This is a genomic window from Streptococcus sp. 2018037 (genome assembly GCF_019754195.1).
In the GTDB taxonomy this organism is placed as follows: domain Bacteria; phylum Bacillota; class Bacilli; order Lactobacillales; family Streptococcaceae; genus Streptococcus; species Streptococcus hashimotonensis.
The window spans coordinates 145,757-168,725 of record NZ_JAIJZQ010000001.1; the positions used below are offsets into that span (position 1 = coordinate 145,757).

25 protein-coding genes are annotated in these 22,969 nt (G+C 41.8%); 19 read left to right on the top strand and 6 right to left on the bottom strand.

Going from position 1 to position 22,969, the window contains the following annotated elements; translation table 11 throughout:
• The 6 genes from recN to K5Q29_RS00765 all read left to right on the top strand — a co-directional run bounded on the left by recN (position 1) and on the right by K5Q29_RS00765 (position 5,380).
• The gene (recN, locus tag K5Q29_RS00740; RefSeq protein WP_002942943.1) at positions 1–1,662 is read left to right on the top strand and encodes a DNA repair protein RecN; all 1,662 of its coding nucleotides are present in this window, start codon (positions 1–3) and stop codon (positions 1,660–1,662) included.
• A gap of 93 nt (positions 1,663–1,755) precedes the next feature.
• The gene (locus tag K5Q29_RS00745) at positions 1,756–2,589 is read left to right on the top strand and encodes a DegV family protein (RefSeq protein WP_105139544.1); all 834 of its coding nucleotides are present in this window, start codon (positions 1,756–1,758) and stop codon (positions 2,587–2,589) included.
• Positions 2,582–3,415 carry an SGNH/GDSL hydrolase family protein gene (locus tag K5Q29_RS00750; protein WP_024378958.1) on the top strand — a complete coding sequence of 278 codons (834 nt, stop codon included), beginning with the start codon at positions 2,582–2,584 and terminating at the stop codon, positions 3,413–3,415. Before K5Q29_RS00745 ends, K5Q29_RS00750 begins: the two co-directional genes overlap by 8 nt.
• Positions 3,387–3,983 carry a YpmS family protein gene (locus K5Q29_RS00755; RefSeq protein WP_105139545.1) on the top strand — a complete coding sequence of 199 codons (597 nt, stop codon included), beginning with the start codon at positions 3,387–3,389 and terminating at the stop codon, positions 3,981–3,983. Before K5Q29_RS00750 ends, K5Q29_RS00755 begins: the two co-directional genes overlap by 29 nt.
• 89 nt (positions 3,984–4,072) lie before the next feature.
• Positions 4,073–4,348 (top strand): HU family DNA-binding protein, encoded by a 276-nt coding sequence (locus K5Q29_RS00760; protein ID WP_024385016.1) that lies wholly within the window; start codon positions 4,073–4,075, stop codon positions 4,346–4,348.
• Positions 4,349–4,912: 564 nt separating this feature from the next.
• Positions 4,913–5,380 (top strand): GNAT family N-acetyltransferase, encoded by a 468-nt coding sequence (locus K5Q29_RS00765; RefSeq protein WP_024396900.1) that lies wholly within the window; start codon positions 4,913–4,915, stop codon positions 5,378–5,380.
• A gap of 24 nt (positions 5,381–5,404) precedes the next feature.
• On the opposite strand, the gene K5Q29_RS00770 is transcribed toward K5Q29_RS00765, so the two are convergent.
• The 3 genes from K5Q29_RS00770 to K5Q29_RS00780 all read right to left on the bottom strand — a co-directional run bounded on the left by K5Q29_RS00770 (position 5,405) and on the right by K5Q29_RS00780 (position 9,252).
• Positions 5,405–6,661, bottom strand: coding sequence for a hydroxymethylglutaryl-CoA reductase, degradative (locus K5Q29_RS00770; protein WP_105139546.1), 1,257 nt, complete (start codon positions 6,659–6,661; stop codon positions 5,405–5,407).
• A 208-nt stretch (positions 6,662–6,869) separates the two neighbouring features.
• The gene (locus K5Q29_RS00775) at positions 6,870–8,039 is read right to left on the bottom strand and encodes a hydroxymethylglutaryl-CoA synthase (RefSeq protein WP_105139547.1); all 1,170 of its coding nucleotides are present in this window, start codon (positions 8,037–8,039) and stop codon (positions 6,870–6,872) included.
• Between the two features lie 28 nt (positions 8,040–8,067).
• A complete protein-coding gene (locus K5Q29_RS00780; RefSeq protein ID WP_105139548.1) occupies positions 8,068–9,252 on the bottom strand; it encodes an acetyl-CoA C-acetyltransferase in 1,185 nt (394 codons plus the stop codon).
• A 225-nt stretch (positions 9,253–9,477) separates the two neighbouring features.
• Here K5Q29_RS00780 and K5Q29_RS00785 point away from each other — a divergent pair, with 225 nt between their 5' ends.
• The 3 genes from K5Q29_RS00785 to K5Q29_RS00795 all read left to right on the top strand — a co-directional run bounded on the left by K5Q29_RS00785 (position 9,478) and on the right by K5Q29_RS00795 (position 12,399).
• Positions 9,478–10,170, top strand: coding sequence for a phosphoglycerate mutase (locus tag K5Q29_RS00785; protein ID WP_002936226.1), 693 nt, complete (start codon positions 9,478–9,480; stop codon positions 10,168–10,170).
• 105 nt (positions 10,171–10,275) lie between these two features.
• Positions 10,276–10,659: a VOC family protein gene (locus K5Q29_RS00790; RefSeq protein WP_015647197.1), complete on the top strand. Its 384-nt coding sequence runs from the start codon at positions 10,276–10,278 to the stop codon at positions 10,657–10,659.
• A gap of 342 nt (positions 10,660–11,001) precedes the next feature.
• Positions 11,002–12,399, top strand: a complete 1,398-nt coding sequence (locus tag K5Q29_RS00795) for a polysaccharide deacetylase family protein (protein WP_105139549.1) — start codon at positions 11,002–11,004, stop codon at positions 12,397–12,399.
• 66 nt (positions 12,400–12,465) lie between these two features.
• On the opposite strand, the gene K5Q29_RS00800 is transcribed toward K5Q29_RS00795, so the two are convergent.
• Complete coding sequence (locus K5Q29_RS00800) at positions 12,466–13,548, bottom strand: DEAD/DEAH box helicase (protein ID WP_024398152.1); 1,083 nt, start codon at positions 13,546–13,548, stop codon at positions 12,466–12,468.
• The gene (locus K5Q29_RS00805; RefSeq protein WP_105139550.1) at positions 13,538–14,524 is read right to left on the bottom strand and encodes a Gfo/Idh/MocA family protein; all 987 of its coding nucleotides are present in this window, start codon (positions 14,522–14,524) and stop codon (positions 13,538–13,540) included. The genes K5Q29_RS00800 and K5Q29_RS00805 overlap by 11 nt, the downstream gene beginning before the upstream one ends.
• Positions 14,525–14,606: 82 nt before the next feature.
• Here K5Q29_RS00805 and udk point away from each other — a divergent pair, with 82 nt between their 5' ends.
• The 6 genes from udk (at position 14,607) to K5Q29_RS00835 (ending at position 18,749) form a co-directional block, all read left to right on the top strand.
• Positions 14,607–15,236 (top strand): uridine kinase, encoded by a 630-nt coding sequence (udk, locus tag K5Q29_RS00810; protein ID WP_002936217.1) that lies wholly within the window; start codon positions 14,607–14,609, stop codon positions 15,234–15,236.
• Position 15,237: 1 nt separating this feature from the next.
• On the top strand, positions 15,238–15,777 hold the full coding sequence (locus tag K5Q29_RS00815; RefSeq protein WP_105139551.1) for a PadR family transcriptional regulator: 540 nt from the start codon (positions 15,238–15,240) through the stop codon (positions 15,775–15,777).
• Between the two features lie 87 nt (positions 15,778–15,864).
• Positions 15,865–16,134, top strand: coding sequence for a DUF1294 domain-containing protein (locus K5Q29_RS00820; RefSeq protein WP_002940218.1), 270 nt, complete (start codon positions 15,865–15,867; stop codon positions 16,132–16,134).
• Positions 16,135–16,198: 64 nt separating this feature from the next.
• On the top strand, positions 16,199–16,696 hold the full coding sequence (locus K5Q29_RS00825) for a GAF domain-containing protein (protein WP_014638428.1): 498 nt from the start codon (positions 16,199–16,201) through the stop codon (positions 16,694–16,696).
• A complete protein-coding gene (dnaX, locus tag K5Q29_RS00830) occupies positions 16,696–18,363 on the top strand; it encodes a DNA polymerase III subunit gamma/tau (protein ID WP_105139552.1) in 1,668 nt (555 codons plus the stop codon). The genes K5Q29_RS00825 and dnaX overlap by 1 nt, the downstream gene beginning before the upstream one ends.
• 197 nt (positions 18,364–18,560) lie before the next feature.
• Positions 18,561–18,749, top strand: a complete 189-nt coding sequence (locus tag K5Q29_RS00835) for a DUF3272 domain-containing protein (protein ID WP_002936839.1) — start codon at positions 18,561–18,563, stop codon at positions 18,747–18,749.
• Here K5Q29_RS00835 and birA read toward each other — a convergent pair.
• A complete protein-coding gene (gene birA, locus K5Q29_RS00840; protein ID WP_105139553.1) occupies positions 18,715–19,671 on the bottom strand; it encodes a bifunctional biotin--[acetyl-CoA-carboxylase] ligase/biotin operon repressor BirA in 957 nt (318 codons plus the stop codon). The genes K5Q29_RS00835 and birA overlap by 35 nt on opposite strands.
• A 65-nt stretch (positions 19,672–19,736) precedes the next feature.
• Between birA and K5Q29_RS00845 the strand changes: the two genes are divergently transcribed.
• From K5Q29_RS00845 to K5Q29_RS00860, 4 genes are all read left to right on the top strand, one after another.
• The gene (locus tag K5Q29_RS00845) at positions 19,737–20,771 is read left to right on the top strand and encodes a M42 family metallopeptidase (protein WP_105139554.1); all 1,035 of its coding nucleotides are present in this window, start codon (positions 19,737–19,739) and stop codon (positions 20,769–20,771) included.
• 1 nt (position 20,772) lies between these two features.
• Positions 20,773–21,510 (top strand): hypothetical protein, encoded by a 738-nt coding sequence (locus K5Q29_RS00850; RefSeq protein ID WP_172699685.1) that lies wholly within the window; start codon positions 20,773–20,775, stop codon positions 21,508–21,510.
• 18 nt (positions 21,511–21,528) lie between these two features.
• The gene (locus tag K5Q29_RS00855; RefSeq protein WP_105139555.1) at positions 21,529–21,996 is read left to right on the top strand and encodes a cytidine/deoxycytidylate deaminase family protein; all 468 of its coding nucleotides are present in this window, start codon (positions 21,529–21,531) and stop codon (positions 21,994–21,996) included.
• Between the two features lie 138 nt (positions 21,997–22,134).
• Positions 22,135–22,969: transposase (locus tag K5Q29_RS00860; protein ID WP_205032690.1), on the top strand; the 835-nt coding region annotated here is incomplete at its 3' end.

Genomic DNA, 22,969 nt, shown 5'->3' on the forward strand with positions numbered 1-22,969 from the left:
ATGTTACTAGAAGTGTCCATTAAAAACTTCGCCATTATTGAGCAGGTATCACTGAATTTTGAAAACGGGATGACCATCCTATCTGGTGAAACAGGTGCAGGTAAATCCATTATCATTGATGCCATGAATCTGATGCTAGGGGCGCGTGCGACGACAGATGTTATCAGACATGGGGCCGCCAAGGCTGAGATTGAAGGGCTTTTTTCCTTTGAAAATAGCAGAGCTCTCGAGCAGATTTTGCTTGAACAGGGGATTGAAGTAGCTGACGAACTCATTATCCGTCGTGAAATCCTACAAAATGGCCGTTCGGTTAGCCGTGTCAATGGACAAATGGTCAATTTATCTGTCTTGAAACAGATTGGGCAATATTTAGTAGATATTCATGGTCAACATGACCAGGAAGAATTGATGAAGTCCCAACACCATATCCGTCTTTTGGACAGTTTCGGAGAAGATGAATTTTGGAGTCTTAAAGACCGTTATCAGACAACCTTTGATGCCTATCGTAGTCTTCGTAAACGAGTTCTTGAAAAGCAAAAAAATGAGCAGGAACACAAGGCGCGGATTGAGATGTTGGAATACCAAATTGCTGAAATCGAAGCAGCAGATTTGAAGTCTGGCGAAGATATTCAACTCAATCAGGAACGCGATAAACTGCTCAACCACAAACAAATTGCAGATACACTGACCAATGCCTATGCACTATTAGACAATGAAGATTTTTCAAGCTTGAACAACTTGCGCTCGGCTATGAGTGACCTGCAAAGTCTGGAAGAATTTGATCCAGACTACAAACAGCTCTCTTCTAGCCTGACAGAAGCTTATTATGTCGTTGAAGATGTGACCAAGCGTCTCAGTGATGTGGTGGACAATCTAGACTTTGATGGCAATCGTCTCTTGCAATTGGAAAGTCGTCTGGATTTGCTCAATACCATTACGAAGAAATATGGTGGAACTGTCGATGATGTTTTGGACTATTTTAGTAAAATCAGCGAAGAATACAATCTATTGACAGGCAATGATTTATCTGGAGATGATTTGGAAGTTCAGCTTAAGAACTTAGAGAAAGAATTGGTTGAACGAGCAGGTCAGCTCAGCCAATCACGCCATGAATTAGCAGTTGTTTTAGAAGATATTATCCGCCAAGAATTGCAAGACTTGTATATGGAGAAAGCTCGTTTCCAAGTTCGATTTACCAAAGGAAAATTTAATCGAGAAGGAAATGAAACGGTAGAATTTTACATCTCCACCAACCCAGGTGAAGACTTCAAGCCTCTGGTTAAGGTGGCTTCTGGAGGAGAATTGTCTCGCTTGATGTTGGCCATTAAGTCAGCCTTTGCCCGTAAAGAAGGTAAAACTTCTATTGTCTTTGATGAGGTGGATACAGGGGTATCTGGACGTGTGGCCCAGGCAATTGCCCAGAAAATTTACAAAATCGGTCAATATGGTCAGGTCTTGGCTATCTCACATTTGCCACAGGTCATTGCCATCGCAGATTATCAGTTCTTTATTGAGAAAATATCCGACGAACATTCGACCGTTTCTCGTGTCCGTCTCTTGACCAAAGAAGAGCGTATTGAGGAAATTGCCAAGATGTTAGCCGGTGACAAAATCACAGATGCAGCCCGTAATCAAGCAAAAGAATTAGTAGAAAAAGGTTAGGCGACTAGCCTTTTTGCTTATGTCCAAAGTTTATTTTTTGGTCAAAATTTGTTATAATAGATGGCAAAATTGAAGAGAATTGTAGGATGAAATATGTCAAAGATTAAGATTGTTACGGATTCAAGTACGACTATCGAACCCAGTTTGGTCGAAGAATTGAATATAACAGTTGTCCCATTATCTGTAATGGTTGACGGAGTCGTATACTCTGACAACGATTTAAAAGAAGGAGAATTCTTGGAGCTCATGCGTGGGTCAAAAAACTTGCCAAAAACAAGTCAGCCCCCAGTAGGACTCTTTGCGGAAACTTTTGCTGAATTGGCTAAAGACGGCAGTCAGATTATTGCCGTTCTCCTGTCGCATGCCTTATCAGGGACAGTAGAAGCTGCTAGACAAGGTGCAACCCTTTCTGGCGCTGATGTGACAATACTTGATTCAAGCTTTACAGATCAGGCTGAAAAATTCCAAGTTGTAGAAGCAGCACGCATGGCACAAGCAGGTGCCAGCAAAGAAGAGATCCTTGCAGCTATTGAAGCAGTCAGAGAAAAAACGGAATTATACATTGGTGTATCAACCCTAGAAAATCTAGTCAAGGGTGGTCGTATTGGACGTGTTCAAGGGATGTTGAGTAGCCTACTCAATATCCGTGTCATCATGGAAATGAAAGACCATCAGCTGACTCCGATTGTCAAAGGACGAGGCAATAAGACCTTTAAAAAATGGCTGGAAGAGTTCACGGCAACCCTAGCAGATAAAAAAGTAGCCGAGATTGGCATTTCCTATTCAGGAACGGCTGATTTTGCAAATGAAATGAAGAGTCAATTACAAGAGTACGTCTCAAAAGAAATTTCTGTCTTGGAGACAGGCTCCATTATTCAAACTCATACCGGTGAGGATGCCTGGGCTATTTTGATTCGTTATGAATAACAGGAAGTTGATTCAAGGCTTTGTTTTCTTTTTTCTGGCAATTCTAGGGTCGATTTTTCTATTTCATCAACTCATTCCTGTTGCCTCATCTCGTATCTCCAGACAAGAGCTTACCGTATCAGAAAAAATCAGTTTTCGATATGTGGCACTTGGTGATTCTTTGACAGAAGGTGTTGGAGATACAACTGGACAGGGGGGCTTTGTTCCCTTGTTGGCTCAATCTCTAACTAACGATTATGGTTATGAAGTAGATTATAAAAATTTCGGAGTTTCTGGAAATACCAGTAATCAGATTCTTAAGCGAATGAAGGAAGATGGAGAGCTGATAAGCTACTTAAAAACAGCAGATCTGTTAACTCTGACAGTTGGTGGCAACGATTTGCGCAAGGCTATTATTAAAAACATTGCCAATCTCAAAGTTTCAACTTTTGATAAGCCCGCAAAAGATTACGGAAAACGATTGGATACAATTATTAAGACAGCGCGTAAGAATAATCCAAATCTTCCCATCTATGTTGTCGGGATTTACAATCCACTCTACCTCAATTTTCCTGAATTGACAGAAATGCAGACAATTGTTGATAATTGGAATGCTATGACAGAACAGATAACTGAAAAATATCAACATGTCTATTTTGTTCCGATCAATGATTTGCTCTATAAAGGATTGGAAGGGGAGGCTGGTATTAGTCAAAATGGTAGCCAAGTTACCAATAATTTACTGTATGAGGAAGACAGTTTCCATCCCAATAATACTGGATATGAGATTATGAAAAAAGCGATATTGGAGAGAATGAATGAGACCACGGAAAGCTGGGAACCTTAATATTTGGAAATGGCTATTTTTAGCCCAGTTGGCTTTGTTGATTGGTTGCGGAATAGTCCTCTATACACGGATTCAAATAGATAGAGAGGATTTAACAAAGCTCGTTCCGATTAGTACAGAAGATACCAAGGTTGGGACCTTCTCCACTAATAGGGAACAGCTCAACCAAACCCTCACTAACTATCTAAAAGATTATCAGACGGAAGAGTTTTCCTATCAATTATTCGTAACGAGTCAGCAAGTTGTTTTTGAAGGCAGCTATCAGATTTTTGGTGTGACTATCCCACTCTATATTTATTTTCAACCTAGCAAAATGGAAGATGGCAGTATTTTGTTACGGATAACAGAAATATCAGCTGGAAGTTTATCCTTGCCGAAAGCAGAGGTATTAGCCTATTTACAAAAAAATTATAAACTACCTGCCTTTGTAAAAATAGACTCTGAACAAGCGCAAGTACAGGTTCAACTGACAGAACTGAAAAACAAATTTGATCTGTATGGAAAGGCGAATACGATTGATTTGTACAACGACCAATTCATTGTTGATATCTACAGAAAAAGACAGTAAAATAGCATTAAAAACTTGACCAAACGCCTAAAATTCGGTACTATATAGAAGTGAGTAATAACTCAGAAAATTATTGGAGGACTTAGCAAATGGCTAATAAACAAGATTTGATTGCAAAAGTTGCAGAAGCAACTTCATTGACTAAAAAAGACTCAGCAGCAGCTGTTGATGCAGTATTCGGAGCAGTAGCAGACTACCTTGCAGCTGGTGAAAAAGTACAATTGATCGGTTTCGGTAACTTTGAAGTTCGTGAGCGTTCAGCACGTAAAGGTCGCAACCCACAAACTGGTAAAGAAATCGAAATCGCAGCTTCAAAAGTTCCAGCATTCAAAGCTGGTAAAGCTCTTAAAGACGCTGTAAAATAATTTAACGTGAAAAAGCCTATTGTATCAACGTTTCTACGTTGTGCAGTAGGCTTTTTTCTGTGTTTTGGGGCTCCCAGAGTCAGGGAAGTGACTCTGGGAGGTTAGAAATGAAGCAAAAGCATTTTGCGTCAAAGAGTCAGGGAAGTGACTCTGGGAGGTTGGAAATGAAGCAAAAACATTTTGCGTCAAAGAGGGAGAAGCTTTATACTCAATGAAAATCAAAAGTAGCCTAGGAAACGAAGCCGAAGATAGAACTCTGTTACTTTCTTATTTCAAGGTAACAGGCTGAAAACCTCCACTGGAGCTTTTCACTCATCAAGGCTCTTGACAACGGATAATTTTGATTTTCGAAGAGTATTAGTAGTTTTCTACAGTACACATTCTCGTTTTAAGACAACAAAAAAACCAGCCTTGGCCAGCTGATTTTTTAGGAGATTTATGAAAAATTTTAGGATACACTTATAGTATATACGAATTTTCAGATTCTTCATCGGTCTGCAGACCTATTTTGTTAAAAAATAAACATGTGCTATAATAGAAAAAATAAAAAGGGGAGTTTTTTTTATGACAATCCGTAAAGCTAGACCATCTGATATTCCAGTTTTAAATGAATTATTACAAGATATTTTACAGGTGCATCACCAGGCACGACCAGATATTTTTAAAAGTGCAGGTCAAAAATTTTCTGAGGATGAATTAGTAGAACTTTTGGAAAATCCAGATAAGCCTATTTTTGTCTTTGAGCTAGAGGGACAAGTTGTAGGGCATCTATTTTGTGAGTTTAGGACTACAAGCGGTGATGTTTTAGAAACAATCAAGACCTTATTCATTGATGATTTGTGTGTAGCCAGCTCTGTCCGTGGTCAAAAAATTGGTGAGCAACTGTATGAATTTGCTCTTTCTTACGCTAAGGAGCATGGTTGCCACAACCTTACCTTGAATGTTTGGGCAGATAATACAGGAGCTGTTCGATTCTATGAGCGCTTAGGTATGAAACCACAAGTGGTTCGTATGGAGAAAATAATTGATTAAAAAAAGAGGGAGGTCCCTCTTTTTTTAATCTCTCATTTTTTCCAAAAGTTTTTGAGCAGTTTCTAGGTTGCTGTGCTTTTCTTTTCGCAGGAGTTGGGCTAGTTGGTCTACTTCATGCTCCTCGGCACCAGCAAGTAGCGCTAGGGATTTTGCGTGGAGCTTCATATGACCAGCCTGAATCCCTGAAGTAACAAGAGCACGCAGGGCGGCAAAGTTCTGACAGAGGCCGACAGAAGCGATGATAGAAGCTAATTGGCGTGCCTTTGGTTGTTGGAGAAGGTCAAAAGCGACGGCTACCTTTGGATTGAGCCCAATCGAGCCACCGACAGAAGCAATTGGGAGGGGTAAAGTGATTGAGCCGACCAAGTGCTCGCCATCAATGGACCAAGTAGAAAGCCCCTTGTATTGTCCATCACGGCTGGCATAAGCATGGGCCCCGGCTTCGAATGCCCGCCAGTCGTTTCCTGTAGCGATAACGACAGCATCTATACCATTAAAAATCCCTTTGTTATGTGTCGCAGCACGATAAGGGTCCACTTGCGCCAGTTTGCTTGCCAGGGCTATTTTTTGAGCAGTTTCTTGGGCAATGGCAGAGCTGGTAGCCAGGCTAGAGATGGCTATATGACATTGGGCGGTGACCAGTGCCTCCGTTGCATAGTTGGAGAGGATTCCCATCAAAGCCTGTCCCTTGCTGAGCTCTTCTAAGTCATCCTTAATCGCTTCTAACATGTTATTGAGGATATTGGCTCCCATGGCTTCTTGAACATCAACCTGAAGATAGACAATCAAAAACTCATCCTTACTCTCAACAGTCAATTCTCTTGCACCGCCCCCTCGTTTAACAATGGAAGGGTGTGCTTGATTGGCAGTTTCTAAAATACTCTCCTTATGGTCAAGAATCGCCTGTGTCGCTCTGCTATGGTCCGAAATAGCGTAGAGAGCAACTTGTCCAATCATGATACGGTTGTGAATAGTCGTTGTAATACCGCCTGATTTAGCGATGATATTGGCTCCGAATGATGCAGCTGCAACCACAGAAGGTTCCTCAGTGACCATGGGTACTGAATGAGTCTGTCCATCCACGAGCAGTTCAGGAAGTACAGAAAAAGGTAAGGAAAATGTTCCTAGATGATTTTCTGCCATCTTTCCCGCAATTGCTTCTGGCAAGTTTTCGTCTTTGTAAAGAATGTCCAAGCTATCTTCGGATAGGGAACGATTCTGACGGAGAATATCAATGCGCTCTTGGCGTGATTTTTTATAAAATCCGGAAAAAGTTGACATAGTTTCCTCTTTCTATAGGAAAGCGCCCCTTGGTGAGAGCCAAAGGGCGCCGTTTTGGCTTTGATAGTCATTTGAATTAGCTTTGATACATCGTCACTTTCGGCTTGCCGTACTCTACGAAAGTGACTTGTTTATCAAGTCTTATTTCCAACCTAGAACAGCCTTTAGGCTGTTCTAGCTATCTGCACCTCAGTTCCTTGTCTGAAAGCTAATTCATTCGACGATATTTACGATAGATACGTTTGTGATTGTCCACTTTGATAAGGGCAAAGGGAGTTTGGTCTTCTGGTAGGTCAAGGGATGAACCAGTTTCATCAAGGATAATTTCTTCAAAGAAGACTTGTTCGTATTCCTTAACGCTGAGTTTTGTACGCTGATTGAGTTGTTCTAAACGATTTTCTTGTAAGTGGTCGCGATAACCTTCAACGAGTTGACCGCTGAAAATTTCACAGACAGCGCCGCTACCATAGCTATAAAAGAGGATTTGATCCCCTGTCTCTAAAGCTCTGCTATTTTCCAAAAGGGAAAGGAGGGAGAGGAAGATAGAGCCAGTGTAGATGTTGCCGACAACCTTATTATAGACGATTGCTTCTTGGAAACGCTCTGTCAAACGTTCCAATGTTTCTTCGTCCTGAGTGATAGCCTGCAATCCTTTAAGACCTTGTTTGGAGAAAGGAATGTGTAAGCACATGGCAGCAAAATCGTTGAGGGTTTTGCCTGTTTTTTGTTGATAGTAGCCGAAAGTTGTCGTCAAGCAATCGGTGTACTGTTCAGTTGAAAATTTACCATCAACACGTGGATATTTGTCGTAGTTAGGACGCCAGAAGTCGTAGATGTCACGTGTCTGGCAGACATTATCATTGTTGAGGACCAAAATTCGTGGGTTTGCGGTTACCAACATGGCAACTGCACCAGCACCTTGAGTAGGTTCACCGCCAGAAGCGACTCCATACTTTGCAATATCACTAGCAATGACTAGGACTTTTGATTCTGGGAATTGAGCGATATGGCTTTTGGCAAGACTTAGTCCAGCCGTTGCACCGTAACAGGCCTCCTTCATCTCGATGGAGCGAGCGAAGGGCTGAATACCGAGTAATCCATGAATGGTGACGGCAGCAGCCTTACTTTGATCTACGCTAGATTCTGTGCCGACAATAACCATGTCAATGGTGTGTTTATCTTCTTCTGTCAGAATGGCTTCGGCAGCCTTTGCCCCAAGACTGATAATATCTTGAGTGATAGGAGCTACAGCCATTTCAGACTGAAGAAGACCAATCTTAAATTTATTTGGGTCCACATTGCGGGCTTGGGCTAAATCAGCCAAATCTAAAACATAATCGGGCGCCGCAAATCCGATTTTATCAATACCGATGTTCATAATATATCCTTTGTGTACAAATGATAGGTTAACTTGTTTGCGCATTGGAAACGATTAGGGAGATACCTTGACCGCCTCCGATACAAAGTGAGCAAAGACCAAGCTCTTTTTCTTGCTTGATTAATTCGTGAATCAGAGTGACTAGGATTCGACTACCACTAGCTCCGATTGGATGCCCAAGGGCGATAGCACCACCATTGACATTGACTTTTGCAGGATTAATGCCGAGTTGTTTGACAACTGGAATTGATTGGGCTGCGAAAGCTTCGTTGAGTTCAAATAAATCAATATCTTCGACGGATTTGTCGATTTTTTCAAGGGCTTTTTGACTAGCTGTTATAGGACCTAACCCCATATAGGCAGGATCTAAACCGCTTGTTGCATAGGCCTCAATATAGGCGAGTGGCTGGATATTTAGCTCACTGGCTTTTTCATCAGACATGAGTACCAAGACAGCACAGCCGTCGTTGATGCCAGAAGCATTGGCTGCGGTGACGGATCCATCTTTTTTGAAAGCTGGACGGAGTGTTGCCAGTTTTTCAATAGGTGTCAGACGGGGATACTCATCAGTGTCAAAAAGTATTTCACCTTTTCGATTTTTTAGTCTAATAGGAACAATTTCGTCAACAAATCTTCCCTCAGCAATAGCTTTTGCAGCCTTCTCTTGGCTACTGTATGCAAAAGCATCTTGCTCTGCGCGACTGACTTGATAGCGTTCAGCAACATTTTCTGCAGTAATGCCCATGTGATAGTCGTTGAAGGCATCTGTCAAACCATCTGTTAACATGGAATCTTCCAGACTAATATGCCCTAATTTACTACCAAACCGGCTAGTTTTGGATAGATAAGGTGCCTGGCTCATGATTTCAATGCCTCCAGCCACAACTACATCATTGTCACCGAGAAGGATTGATTGTGTGGCAAGAAGGACTGATTTGAGACCAGAACCACAGACTTTATTGACTGCATAGGCAGAGGCTGTCTGAGGAATGCCTGCACGAATAGCAATTTGACGTGCAATATTTTGTCCTTGTCCTGCTGATAGAACATTTCCGAAGATAACTTCATCAACGCTGTCTGCAGGGATGTTTTTATTAGCTAAGGCTGTTTCGAGGACTTGCGCCCCTAAATCAGCGATTTCAATATCTTTCAGACTACCTCCGAAACTGCCGATGGCAGAACGATAGGCAGACACGATAGCTACTTTTTTCATGATAACTCCTATAGTGGTATCGTTTTGAACTGTCGTGTTCAGCCTTACTATTATACCATTATTTTGTCTTTTTTCTAAGAAGAAAGATAGGTCTAGAGACTGAATTTACATGAAAGAGTAATGAAAGCGTACACAGATTGTGGAAAGGCTGGCATTTTTTTACCTTTTCGTGTAAAATAGAGAAGTATAAGAGGGGAACCTCAAAATTTAAAGGAGAATCCATAAATGGTAAAATTGGTTTTTGCTCGCCATGGTGAGTCTGAATGGAACAAAGCTAACCTTTTCACTGGTTGGGCTGATGTTGATTTGTCTGAAAAAGGTACACAACAAGCAATCGATGCAGGTAAATTGATCAAAGAAGCAGGTATCGAATTTGACCTTGCTTTCACATCTGTATTGAAACGTGCTATCAAGACTACAAACTTGGCTCTTGAAGCTGCAGATCAATTGTGGGTACCAGTTGAAAAATCATGGCGTTTGAACGAACGTCACTACGGTGGTTTGACTGGCTTGAACAAAGCTGAAGCAGCTGCTGAATTTGGTGATGAGCAAGTTCACATCTGGCGTCGTTCTTATGATACTTTGCCACCAGAAATGGCTAAAGATCATGAGCATTCAGCACACACTGACCGTCGCTATGCACACCTTGATGATTCAGTTATTCCAGATGCAGAAAACTTGAAAGTAACGCTTGAGCGTGCCCTTCCATTCTGGGAAGATAAAATTGCTCCAGCATTGAAAGACGGTAAAAACGTATTCGTAGGTGCACACGGTAACTCAATCCGTGCCCTTGTAAAACACATCAAACAATTGTCTGATGACGAAATCATGGATGTGGAAATTCCAAACTTCCCACCACTTGTATTCGAATTGGATGAAAACTTGAACATTGTGAAAGAGTACTACTTGGAAGCATAATTCATTTAAGGCCTGAGTTCGCTCAGGCTTTTTTAGTTTTGAATATCGGACTTTTCATAGAGAGTATGGTATACTGGTGGTATTAAAAGGTAGGAGGAGTTTATTATGGCAAGTAAAAAAATGCTACATGCATGTTTGCGTGTTGAAAACCTAGAAGCATCTCAAAAATTCTATGAAGAGGGATTTGGTTTTAAAGAGACTCGTCGCAAGGACTATCCAGAGCACAAGTTTACCTTGGTTTACTTAGCACTTGAAGGGGATGACTTTGAGATTGAATTGACCTACAATTATGATCATGGTCCCTATATCGTAGGGGATGGCTTCTCGCATCTAGCTCTTTCTTCGGATGATTTAGAAGGTGATAATGCTAAGCATAAGGAGCTGGGCTATCCAACAACAGACATCAAGGGCTTACCAGGAAGTCCAGGTCGTTATTATTTTGTGACAGATCCAGATGGCTACCGTGTAGAAGTCATTCGTGCAGATTAATTTAGAAAAGATTGCCTAGGCAGTCTTTTTCTTTTCAGAAAAAAATCAGAAAATGGCAGAAGAGAGGGAATTAGGAAGCAAATCAATTATTTATACTCAATGAAAATCAAAAGTAGCCTAGGAAACGAAGCCGAAGATAGAACTCTGTTACTTTCTTATTTCAAGGTAACAGGCTGAAAACCTCCACTGGAGCTTTTCACTCATCAAGGCTCTTGACAACGGATAATTTTGATTTTCGAAGAGTATTACCTAATCTTTTTATGAGTTTTTATAGAACTGTCTTGACAAGAGCCTTTAAATGATTTAGCATAGTTTATATATGTTTTGAATGGGAGGTTGGAGATGAAAAAAGTTAGTTTTTGGTTGGGAATCAACATTGCCTTGCTCGGCATGATGGTAAGTTTGGCTTTATGGTTATTTGCAGGACTTCAAGAAAGACAGGTTAGTCAGTTTATCGAGGAAAAACAACAAACCATCCTCGCTAAAGGCAAGGGCAAAATTCAAGAGGGAAATATTGATACGACCCATGTTGTGGCTGCCCTACCTACAGACGATGCAGGTCAAGTCTTAGGACCTGTAGAAAGTCGAATGATTTCTTATGTTCAAAGACGCTTTGGTCATAAAAAACCAGCAGGAAAAATTCAAAAACTGGTCTTTGTTTCGTCAATAGAGGGAAAAACGAATTTTAAAAATGTAACAGCTCGTGAAATTCAAGCGGAGCACTATAAAGTAGACAACTTGCAAATTAAAAAGCAGGATAAACTCCCGTCTGAGCGTGTGTTGTTGACGCAGGACAATGAATTGTTTACCCTGGAAGATTTATTACCTAATTTATCCTCTGCAGCAAGTATTATTGTTGATCATCTAAGAGAAGCCTTACTTGCTCAAGGAATGGAAAAGACTGATGTAGAAGCGATTGTCAAAAAGTTTGAAACAATAGACTTAAATGCTATCTCCTTTAGTTATGGAGACAGCCAATTAACCTTACAATTACCAGATGGTTACGGCATTAACCAGTTGGTTCTACCAATTTCAGATTTGTACCCAGTAGTGAAGAGTGATTATCTAGTAGATGCTGATAAGGTTGGCTATGATGAGTATATGGCTGCACAAGTTGTGGATAAGAAACATTTGAGACAGGTAGCTCTAACCTTTGATGATGGACCAAATCCGAATACGACACCGGTAGTTTTAGATTTATTGAAAAAATATAATGCCAAAGCAACTTTCTTTGTTGTTGGTAAGGCTGTAGCTGGGAATGAAGCTATTCTCCGTAGAATGGTAGCGGAAGGGCACGTCATCGCCAACCATACGTGGAATCATCCTAATCTAGTCACTATTTCTGGGGAGCAAGTACAGAGAGAAATTCAAGATACACAGGCAGCTATTACTGAAGCTACAGGTATTGTACCAACAATGGTTCGTCCTCCGTATGGTTCGGTTAACCAGGCTGTTGTCAATCAGATGGGACTTCCATCGATTTATTGGTCGGTCGATTCTAAAGATTGGAAGAGTCGCAATCCCCAAGCCATTTTGAAAGAAATAAAAGAACAGACTTGTCCAGGAAGTATTATCCTAATGCATGATATTCATCAGTCAACAGTTGATAGCCTCGAGTCTGTATTGCAATACTTATCAGGTGAGGGCTACAATATGGTTACTGTAACAGACTTACTCGCCAGTCCTCTCAATCCTCAATTAATCTATTATTCACAAGAATTATCTGGTCCAGCCCAGTAAGAATGATAAAAGGCTTAGAATCATGTTAGTAGAAACACTGGTTCTAAGCCTTTTGTATATTGTTCATTATATTTTGTAGAGCTCTTGATTCTTGAGAATGACTTCTTGGACGGAGGCATACTTTTTCAATTGTTTTAATTCGCTAGGACTAGATACTAGGGTAATGACAAGTCCCTCCTTGCCCATGCGTCCAGTACGTCCGGAACGATGAGTGTAGGCTTCTTGGTCAAAAGGAACTTCAAAGTTGAGGACACATTCTAAGTTATCAATATCGATACCACGTGCGACCATATCTGTAGCAAGTAGAAGATTGAGTTCGTGATTTTTGAAACGTTCGATGATGACCTTGCGGAATTTTACGTTGACATCCGAAGCCAATGAAACTGCATTCACACCATTATAGAGTAGTTTATCTTCGCTTGCACCAAGGTCTGATAGGCTGTTAAAAAATGCAAGAGCACGAAAATCAGGGATATTGGCAAACTTACGTAGAGTTTCCAAACGTTCACGCTTATCTACCATCATATAGCAATGCTGGATATTATCCAATTTCTGCTCAGATAAATCAATGCTTTCAATGTCTTCAGCAATTTTTTGACGGTCAAATTTAGCTGTTGCACTCATGTAGATTAACTGGTGGTCACGAGGTACGTAGTTGATAATCTTTTCGACAAACTGATATTGAGAATCGGAGAATAGCTGATCAAATTCATCTAGGATGATGGTGTTAATATTCATCATCTTGATTTTTTTCAATTTAATCAACTCGAAAATACGACCAGGTGTTCCAATCAGGATTTCTGGTCCTTTTTTTAGTCGCTCAATCTGGCGTTTTTGACTGGAACCAGATAAGAATAGTTGAGCAGTCAACCCAATTGTCTCCGACCAAGTCTTACAAACATCAAATATTTGGCCAGCCAGCTCAGTATTTGGTGCGAGAATGAGCAATTGTTGGGCTTTTTTAGGAGTTAGGGCTAATAGGCTAGGCCAGAGGTAGGCAAGGGTTTTTCCTGTGCCTGTTGGGCTGATAGCTAGAAGGGACTTGCCGTTTGCAATAGGCTCAAAGGCCTGAACTTGGATAGGAGTAAAGTCCTCAAAGCCAAGTAGGGTAAGCTGGTCCGTCCAGCTGGAGGGAAATTTAGATTTCATTGTTATCCGCCTTAAAGATTATTCCTGCGTCTTGACGCATGGTGTAAAGTGTTTGATGGACGCTTTCTGCCACAGCCAACCACTGGTCTACAAGCTCGCGGTTTTGTTGCTTGATTGCCTGTGCAATTTCTAGCGCTTCTTCGAGCATAGGGTGCTGGGCCGCTTGGATTGGTAAAACAATTTGCTCTCCGTCATGTTTTGTGAAAATAGCAGAGCTGATATGCTGGCATGCGTTGAGTGTTAGTGTTCCATCATTTGTATAGATTTCGCTCGCTAGATTGCTCGTAATATTTTTTCCTGCCTGAATGTGGACGATATAGTTGTCATAAATGAGTTGTCCCGAACCATTTAAGTCAATACTAGAAGGTAGCTGTTGTGCTACATAGCTGGCCGTTCTGGGAGTTCCCAAAATGCCGATAGCGGCGTAGAGCGTATAGACACCTAGATCCATGAGAGCACCACCGGAAAAATCAGTTGAAAAGATATTTGGCATTTGCCCAGCCAACAATTCAGGCATCTTAGAAGAATACTTGGCATACCCAAATGAACCACCTAAAATCGTTTTATCCGTCAAAAATTCACGGATAATGGTTTGAGCCTGTTCGTGATAGTTTCGAGCAGCCTCAAAGAGGAAAACATTATTTTCTTGGGCAACGCGACGCAATTGTTCTAATTCCTGAGGTGTAGAAACCATGGGTTTCTCAACAATAGCATGTTTACCAGCAGCTAGAACAGCTTTTGCCTGTTCAAAGTGCAGGGCATTTGGACTGGCAATATAGACAACATCAATGGGAGCAGAAAGAAATTTTACCCATTCTGTGTATAAATCGACTCCTTCATACTGCTCTGAAAAGGCAGCAGCAGTTTCTAGTTTACGGGAGAAAACAGCCTGTAGCTGATAATGTCCACTTAAATGGGCCGCCTCTATAAAACGATGAGAGATGTCTGAGGTGCCAACAATACCAAAATTAAGCATAAATTCTCATTTCTTTTGTGTTATCCTTTTCATTATACCATGTTTCATGGTAAAATAGTATTGAAAATAGAAGGAGATGATGATGACTCAGAAACCCATTATTATTGGCGTAACCGGCGGATCTGGGGGTGGCAAGACAAGTGTGTCACGTGCCATTCTGGATAATTTCCCAAATGCTCGTATATCTATGATTGAACACGATTCTTATTATAAGAATCAGTCCCACCTGACCTTTGAAGAACGGATACTGACCAATTATGACCATCCACTGGCTTTTGATACGGATTTGATGATTTACCATATCAGTGAGCTATTAGCAGGACGTTCAGTGGATATTCCGATTTATGATTACACTCAGCACACACGTTCAGAGAAGACCTATCGTCAGGAACCACAAGATGTATTTATTGTGGAAGGTATTTTAGTATTGGAAGACAAACGGTTGCGGGATTTAATGGATATTAAGATATTCGTCGATACTGATGACGATATTCGTATCATTCGCCGCATTAAGAGAGACATGGAAGAGCGTGGCCGTAGCTTAGATAGTATCATTGAGCAGTACACCTCGGTGGTGAAACCAATGTATCACCAGTTTATCGAGCCAACCAAGCGCTATGCAGATATCGTCATTCCTGAAGGCGTCAGCAACGTTGTAGCCATCGACTTGATTAACACCAAGGTGGAGAGTATATTAAGAGAGCGTGGTTAAGATGCCGAAGCAAAGAATATTACCTCATATCATATTAGGGATTATGGGTGCTAGCGGTCAGATGGTAACTGGCAAACAGATTACCGACTATGTTCAACGTGATTTAGGCGAATTTTGGCAGGTTGCCCATAGCCAAGTCTATCCAGAATTAAAACGTATGACCAAGGAAGAATTGATTACTTGTCATGCAGTATCTGGAAATGAAAAGGAAAAGCAGTATGCGATGACGGCTACTGGTCGTCAGATTTTAGACGAATGGCTATCCATTCCAAATGAAGAAACGCCTCAGCAAAAAGACTTGTTTTCAATCAAGATGTTTTTTATCCGTGAAAAGGATGACCCACGGATTCCTGGTTTGTTGCAGAGTCAAATTGAACTAGTCACCAAGCACTTAAAACACCTAGACAGTCGTAAAGTTGAGCTGTTCTCAACCAAGGAAAGTATCCAAGACAATTATGGACACTATTTGATTTTGACACGTGCTATTGAACGCAACCGTGCCCAGCTCAAATGGTTAGAGGATACACTGGCAGAAATGTAACGATTCGGATTTCCGAATCGTTTTTCCTTGTGTCCTGTTTTGGATTATGTTAGAGTAAGAAGAAATGTGACTTAATTGGAGGAATGTATGTCAATCAAACAGATGGTTAGTATGGCGCTAGTAGTTTGGAATTTAGTTGTCTTCATTACCTATGGTATGGATAAAGGAAAGGCGAGAAAGAACGCCTATCGGATTTCAGAAAAGACCTTATTACTCATGTCCTATTTTGGTGGCGGGCTGGGTGCCTGGGCAGGTGGAACCCATTTTCGGCATAAGACACAGAAAAAGTATTTTCAACTAGCCTGGGCTATAGGGGTATTGATTGATGCAGTGATTATGTACTGGATGTGGAAATAGGCGCAAGCCTTTTTCTTTATCGCTCGGACTATAAAAGTCGGCTTAACTATGCTATAATGTTCCTATGACAAAACAAGAAAAAATTTCAAATTATCAACTATTATTGGCTCAATTGGAAGCTCTTCTTGATGGTGAAACCAATGCTTTAGCCAATCTATCAAATGCTTCTGCTTTGCTCAATCAAGCTCTACCAAACTCTGTCTTTACAGGATTTTACTTATATGATGGTAGTGAATTGATTTTGGGGCCTTTTCAGGGTGGCGTTTCCTGTGTTCATATTGCACTTGGAAAGGGTGTCTGCGGTGAGGCTGCAGCTAAGCGCCAGACTATTCTCGTAGACGATGTTCGTCTACATGATAACTATATTTCCTGCGATGCGACAGCTCTTTCGGAAATCGTTGTGCCAATGGTGAAAAACGACCAATTATTGGGCGTTTTGGATTTGGATTCGAGGTTGGTCGCTGATTACGATACCATTGACCAAGACTATCTAGAAAAGTTCGTTGCTCTCTTGGTTGAGAAGACGGACTGGAATTTTGCTATGTTTGGAGAAAAACGCTAATGTACCAAGCTTTATATAGGAAGTACCGAAGCCAGACCTTTGGGGAGATGGTGGGGCAGGAGGTGGTTGCGACCACACTCAAACAGGCCATTGAACAGGGGAAAATCAGTCATGCCTATCTCTTTTCAGGTCCTCGTGGTACGGGTAAGACATCGGCAGCTAAGATTTTTGCCAAGGCCATGAACTGTCCTAATCAGGTTGGAGGCGAGCCTTGTAACGATTGTTATATCTGTCAGGCTATTACGGAAGGTAGCCTGGAAGATGTGATTGAGATTGATGCTGCTTCCAACAATGGTGTGGATGAAATTCGTGATATTCGTGATAAATCGACCTATGCACCTAGTCTTGCGACCTATAAGGTCTATATCATCGACGAGGTCCACATGCTGTCTACTGGTGCCTTCAACGCCCTCTTGAAGACCTTGGAAGAACCGACTGAAAATGTGGTATTTATTCTAGCAACGACGGAATTGCACAAAATTCCTGCCACCATTCTGTCAAGGGTGCAACGATTTGAATTTAAGTCCATCAAGGTGACGGACATTCAGGAGCACTTGGCTGTAATTTTGACCAAGGAAGGGCTAATCTTTGACGAGCAGGCTCTGACGATTATTGCGCGTCGGGCAGAAGGGGGGATGCGGGATGCCCTATCCATTTTGGATCAGGCTCTCAGTCTTAGTCAGGACCAGCAAGTGACCTTGGAAATTGCTGAGGAAATTACGGGTTCTATCAGCTTGCGTGCCTTGGATGACTATGTGGCAAGCCTGCGTCAAGGGGATAGTGTCACAGCTCTCCAGCATCTACAAACCTTGTTTGACCAAGGAAAGAGTATGAGCCGTTTTGCGACAGATCTTTTGCACTATTTGAGAGATGTCCTTATCGTGCAGACGGGTGGTGAGGATACGCATTTAACAACAGGTTTTTCAGAAAATCTAGCTCTTGAGCAGGCACGGATTTTTACCATGATTGAGATGGTGACCAGGGGGTTGGCGGACATCAAGTCCAGTCCTCAACCGAAGATTTACGCTGAAATGATGACCATTCGTTTGGCTGAAGATAGTTCTCCTTCGGGGGCAATGGCAGAGCTGCCAGCTGATTTGCTGGGGCAACTAGCCAGTCTGCAACAACAAGTCGCGGATTTACAGAAACAACTAGGTCAATTATCTAGTCAACCAAGTGCTGTTAAGCCAGTTTCACGCAAGCCGCAGGCTCCGAAGAAGTACCGATTGGATACCAGCAAGGTTCATGCTATTTTGCAGGAAGCTATGGAAAATCCAACCTTGGCGCGTGAAAATTTGACTCGCTTGCAGAATGCTTGGGGAGAAATTATTGAGAGTTTATCAGGAGCAGATCGTGCCTTGCTTGTTGGTTCTCAACCAGTCGCTGCAAATGAAAATCATGCGATTTTGGCCTTTGAGTCTCCACTCAATGCTGAACAGACTATGAAACGGGACAATCTCAATACCATGTTTGGTAATATTCTCAGCAAGGCTGCAGGCTTCTCGCCACAGATTTTGGCCATTGCTCAGGAAGATTGGGTAAGTATTCGTGCTGAATTTTCGGCTAAGGCAAAAGGGCAAAAGACACAAGAAACCGAAAAAGAAGCCAGTCCAGTTCCAGAAGAATTTGGCTTTCTAGCGGACTCAGTAGAGATTTTGAATGATTAAAAAATATCAGCCCTAAGACTGATGAATAGTTTTGATAGATATTTTATACTATATTCAATCCTAAATATTTTTCATATCTCCTTAAGAAACACTGACTGATTTAGTTGGTGTTTTCTTGTTTAGAAAAGAATCGAAACCTATCAAGAAAGCATATAAAAATTCAGCCAGTTGACTGAATTTTTGGTATAATCTATTTTATGAAACTTCCACAATTTCTTTTTTTAGCCATTACAACTATTTTAGCTGTTTATTTTATGAATGCATCGATTTTGACAGGAGATTTCTTGATTGCAGGTATCTACGCCTTTATCGCCTATCGGAATCTTCATTTTGCTTACAAGGTGACTAAATTTATTCGTTTGGTGGAGAAGCAGACCAAGAAGTAAGGCTGATTTCTCCGCTGGAGATAATTTTTGCTTTGCCGTTATCTAACTGGATAACCAGGTTTCCTGTATCAGTAACAGCGATGGCAGTACCCTTAAATTCAACTTGATTTTCTACAAAGCTCACTTGTTGGCCAACGACAAGTGATTTTTCTTTGTAAAGGGCAATTAGTTCCTTCTCATCGGTTTCTAAGAAGGCTTTCCAGATGGCAGTAATGAGTTGGTTGCGGGTAAATGGTGGTTGTTCCTCGAAAAGATTTCCGGCAGATTGTTGTAATTCCTTAGGGAAATCGTCTATGCGGACATTGATGCCGACACCGATAATGACATCGGTTACCCGTTGGTTTTCCATAGAAGAGATAGCCTCAGTGAGGATGCCAGCAACCTTTTTGTGTCCGAGATAGATGTCATTGACCCACTTGATTTGGACGTCCAAGTCGCAAAGAGATTGAATGGCCTTCACAACAGCTGCTGCAGCTAAAATGGTGTAGGGCTTAAATTCTAGAAATGGAACATTGGGAGAGAGACGAAGCGACATATAAATGCCACCTGACTTGGAGGTATAAAATGGTCTCCCAAATCGTCCCTTGGCTTTATTCTGATAGGGAGCTAGATATAGGGCAGGACTAGTATGACCTGATTCAATACCTTGTTTGGCATCTAGCTGGGTGGAGTCGCTATCCATATTCAGATGGATAGGTAGTTGAAGCTCCTGAGAGATTAATTCGGGTAGGAGTAAATCGCCTTCGGCTAATCTATAGCCACGATTACGGGCAGCCTCAATAGTTAAACCATGTGTTTCTAACTGGCGAATGGCCTTCCAAATGGATGTCCGTGAAATGCCCAATTCCTGTGCCAAATCTTCTCCGCTGATGTAGTCGTCTTTTTCTTTTAATAGTAAATAAATCTTCTGGTAGGTTTTCATGTCTTCATTATAGCAAAAAAATGTCCTAAAACATGATATAATAGTTTATAAATAAGGAGGTTTTCATGAAGACACTTGATTACATCGTTAAACTGACCAATACACCGTCGCCAACGGGCTATACGACGGACATTATGAACTACATCAAGGCAGAAGTGGAAGGTTTAGGCTATGAGGCTGTCAAGACTGCTAAGGGTGGCGTTCTAGTTACTGTTACTGGGGAAAATGACCAGACACACCGGATGCTGACTGCTCACCTGGACACTTTGGGTGCCATGGTGCGTGCAGTCAAGCCAGACGGCCGACTCAAAATGGATTTGGTGGGAGGATTTGGCTACCCTTCTATTGAAGGAGAAAACTGCTTAATTCATTGTGCCAAGAATGGTAAGACCTTTACAGGAACGATTTTGATGCACCAAACTTCTGTCCATGTCTATCGAGATGCCAGCACAGCCGAGCGAAATCAGACCAATATGGAAATTCGTTTGGATGAAAAAGTGACCAATGCAGAACAGACGCGGGCCTTGGGTATTGAAGTCGGAGACTTTATCTCCTTTGATCCACGGACTATTGTGACTGAAACTGGCTTTATCAAGAGCCGTCATTTAGATGATAAGGTTTCAGCCGCTATCCTGCTGCATCTTTTGAAGGTTTACAAGGAAGAGGCAATCACCCTGCCTTATACGACCCATTTTTACTTTTCAAACAATGAAGAGATTGGCTACGGTGCCAACTCTAGCATTCCAAGTCAGGTGGTTGAATATCTGGCGGTCGATATGGGGGCAATGGGAGATGACCAGCAGACTGATGAATACACGGTTTCTATCTGTGTCAAGGACGGATCAGGTCCCTATCACTACGAACTCCGTCAGCACTTGGTAGCCTTGGCTGAAAGAGATGGCATTCCTTATAAGCTGGACATCTATCCTTACTATGGTTCAGATGCTTCAGCAGCTATGCGAGCAGGAGCAGATGTCAAGCACGCCCTGCTTGGTGCTGGAATCGAGTCTAGCCATTCCTACGAGCGGACCCATTTGGATTCGGTCCATGCGACTGAGCGGATGGTCGATGCCTACTTGAAATCAGCAATGGTAGACTAAGATGAATGAAAGCCGTTTTTTAGAGTTATTCAATGACTTGGATAAGGTCTTGCGTAGGGTGTGCGGTGTTGCGGATGGGGAATATGCAGATGTAGGCTCTATGTTGACCAAGGCAAAGGAATTGACGCGACATAATCCCGTTGAGGCGAACTGGGATAAACTCTATGTGGCTCGTCAGTTGCGTAATCTCATGGTTCATGAGAAACGAACAGGTTTGAAGGAAGTAGCCCAACCTTCGCAGGAATTGTTTACTGTTTTGGAAAAAGTGATAGCCCAGTACCAAGAGCCGGTTACCATTGCCGACTATTTACAAGAAACCCAGAAAATTAAGCCGGTTATTTTTGAAGCCAAGGACAAATTGATAAAGGCTTTAGAAATTGTGGAGCAAGAGCATTTTTCTAAGTTTCCTATTTTTTCTGACAAGGTTTATCAAGGTCTGGTTTCTGACAAGGGATTGACAAATTGGTTGGCCAAGGCAAGCAAGGAAACGGGCTCTATACGTGAAAAATTGGTGGAGGCTAGTCTTGAAGACGTACTAGCTTGTGAGGAAGATAGTATTCAGGTAATTGTTCTGCCAATAACAGCTCATCTTTATCAGGTAATTAATCATTTTGAGGGGCGTAAGCGCACAACCGTCCTAGTCAGTCGTCAGGCGAGCGGGAAGCTTCATTCGCCAGAGGATCTTGTTGGTATTGTCACAGCCCAGGACTTGGCAGAGCTTTATGGGATGGTGGATTGAGTGGAGAAAGGAGAAGTCATGTCAACAAATCGTTTAGCTTGGGATGAGTATTTTGCGGCTCAGGCGCTTTTGATTGCCAATCGGGCAACCTGTAAGAGAGCCAAGGTCGGTGCGGTTTTGGTTAAGGACAATAAGGTTATCGCAACAGGCTACAATGGTTCTGTTTCAGGAACCGAACATTGTTTGGATCAGGAATGCCTTATGATTGATGGTCATTGCGCTAGAACCTTGCATGCGGAAGTCAATGCTATTTTACAAGGAGCGGAGCGGGGAATTCCAAAAGGTTTTACTGCCTATGTGACCCATTTCCCATGTCTCAACTGCTCCAAGCAATTGTTACAGGTTGGTTGTAAGCGGGTTGTCTATATCAATGAATACCGCATGGATGACTATGCTCAGTACTTGTATAAAGAAAAGGGCTGTGAGTTGGTTCATTTGCCGCTGGAAACGGTTAAACAGGCAATTGCAGATGCCGAATTTATCTAATGATTCTGTAGAAGAGGAGGCTGGGCAAAAACTAGCTTCTCACATATAAAAAACGAGCAATTCCAATTAGGAGTTGCTCGTTTTCCACTTCATGCTTTATAATTATAATAACCACAAAACAACTAGAAAGGCATGAAAATGTATAAACAGTATAACACAAATCAGTTAAGTTTGGAATTAAATATTGCTTGGGACTTACCTGCAACGCATGAGGCTAGTCTGATTAGTCAGTTTGTGGATACCATTCCTCAACCTGTTCTACTAGATGAAATTTCTCACACAGGTCGTCCTGCCTTTCATCCAGCTATGTTGCTTAAAATGACCCTATTTGCCTATGCTCGTCAGGTATTCTCTGGTCGAAAAATCGTTCAAATGAATGAAGAAGTTATTCCCATGAAATGGCTGAGTCAGGATACCTACGTCTGTTATCGAACCATCAACAGTTTTCGGGCTAGCACACACGCCAATCAGCTCATCAAAACTGCCTTCATTTACTTTACCCTCCTCCTCAGAGAGAATGGCTTGATTGAAGATGAGGCTCTCTTCATTGACGGAACTAAGGTAGAAGCTGATGCCAACAAGTATTCTTTCACATGGAAAAAGGCCGTTGTACGCTACGAAGATGCCTTGAATGGAAACATTTCAGCACTCTATGACAAACTAGTCCAAGAAGGGGTGAATACTGCCTTGTCCAAGGAAGAATGCCTCACTAGCGAGGGACTAAACCAACTCCTACAAGAAACCGAACAAGTATTGAATGAGGTGGAAGAAGCTATCTCACAAGAGCCTAAAGTCATCAAAGGTGGCTCAGCCAACAGACAGAAACGAAGAAGAATTAAGAAACTCAAGAGAAAGTTGAAAGAGGATTTTCTTGTTCGGAAACAGAAGTACGAACGGGATAAACAGATTCTACAAGAGCGAAATTCCTATTCTAAAACAGATCACGATGCAACATTCATGCGAATGAAAGAAG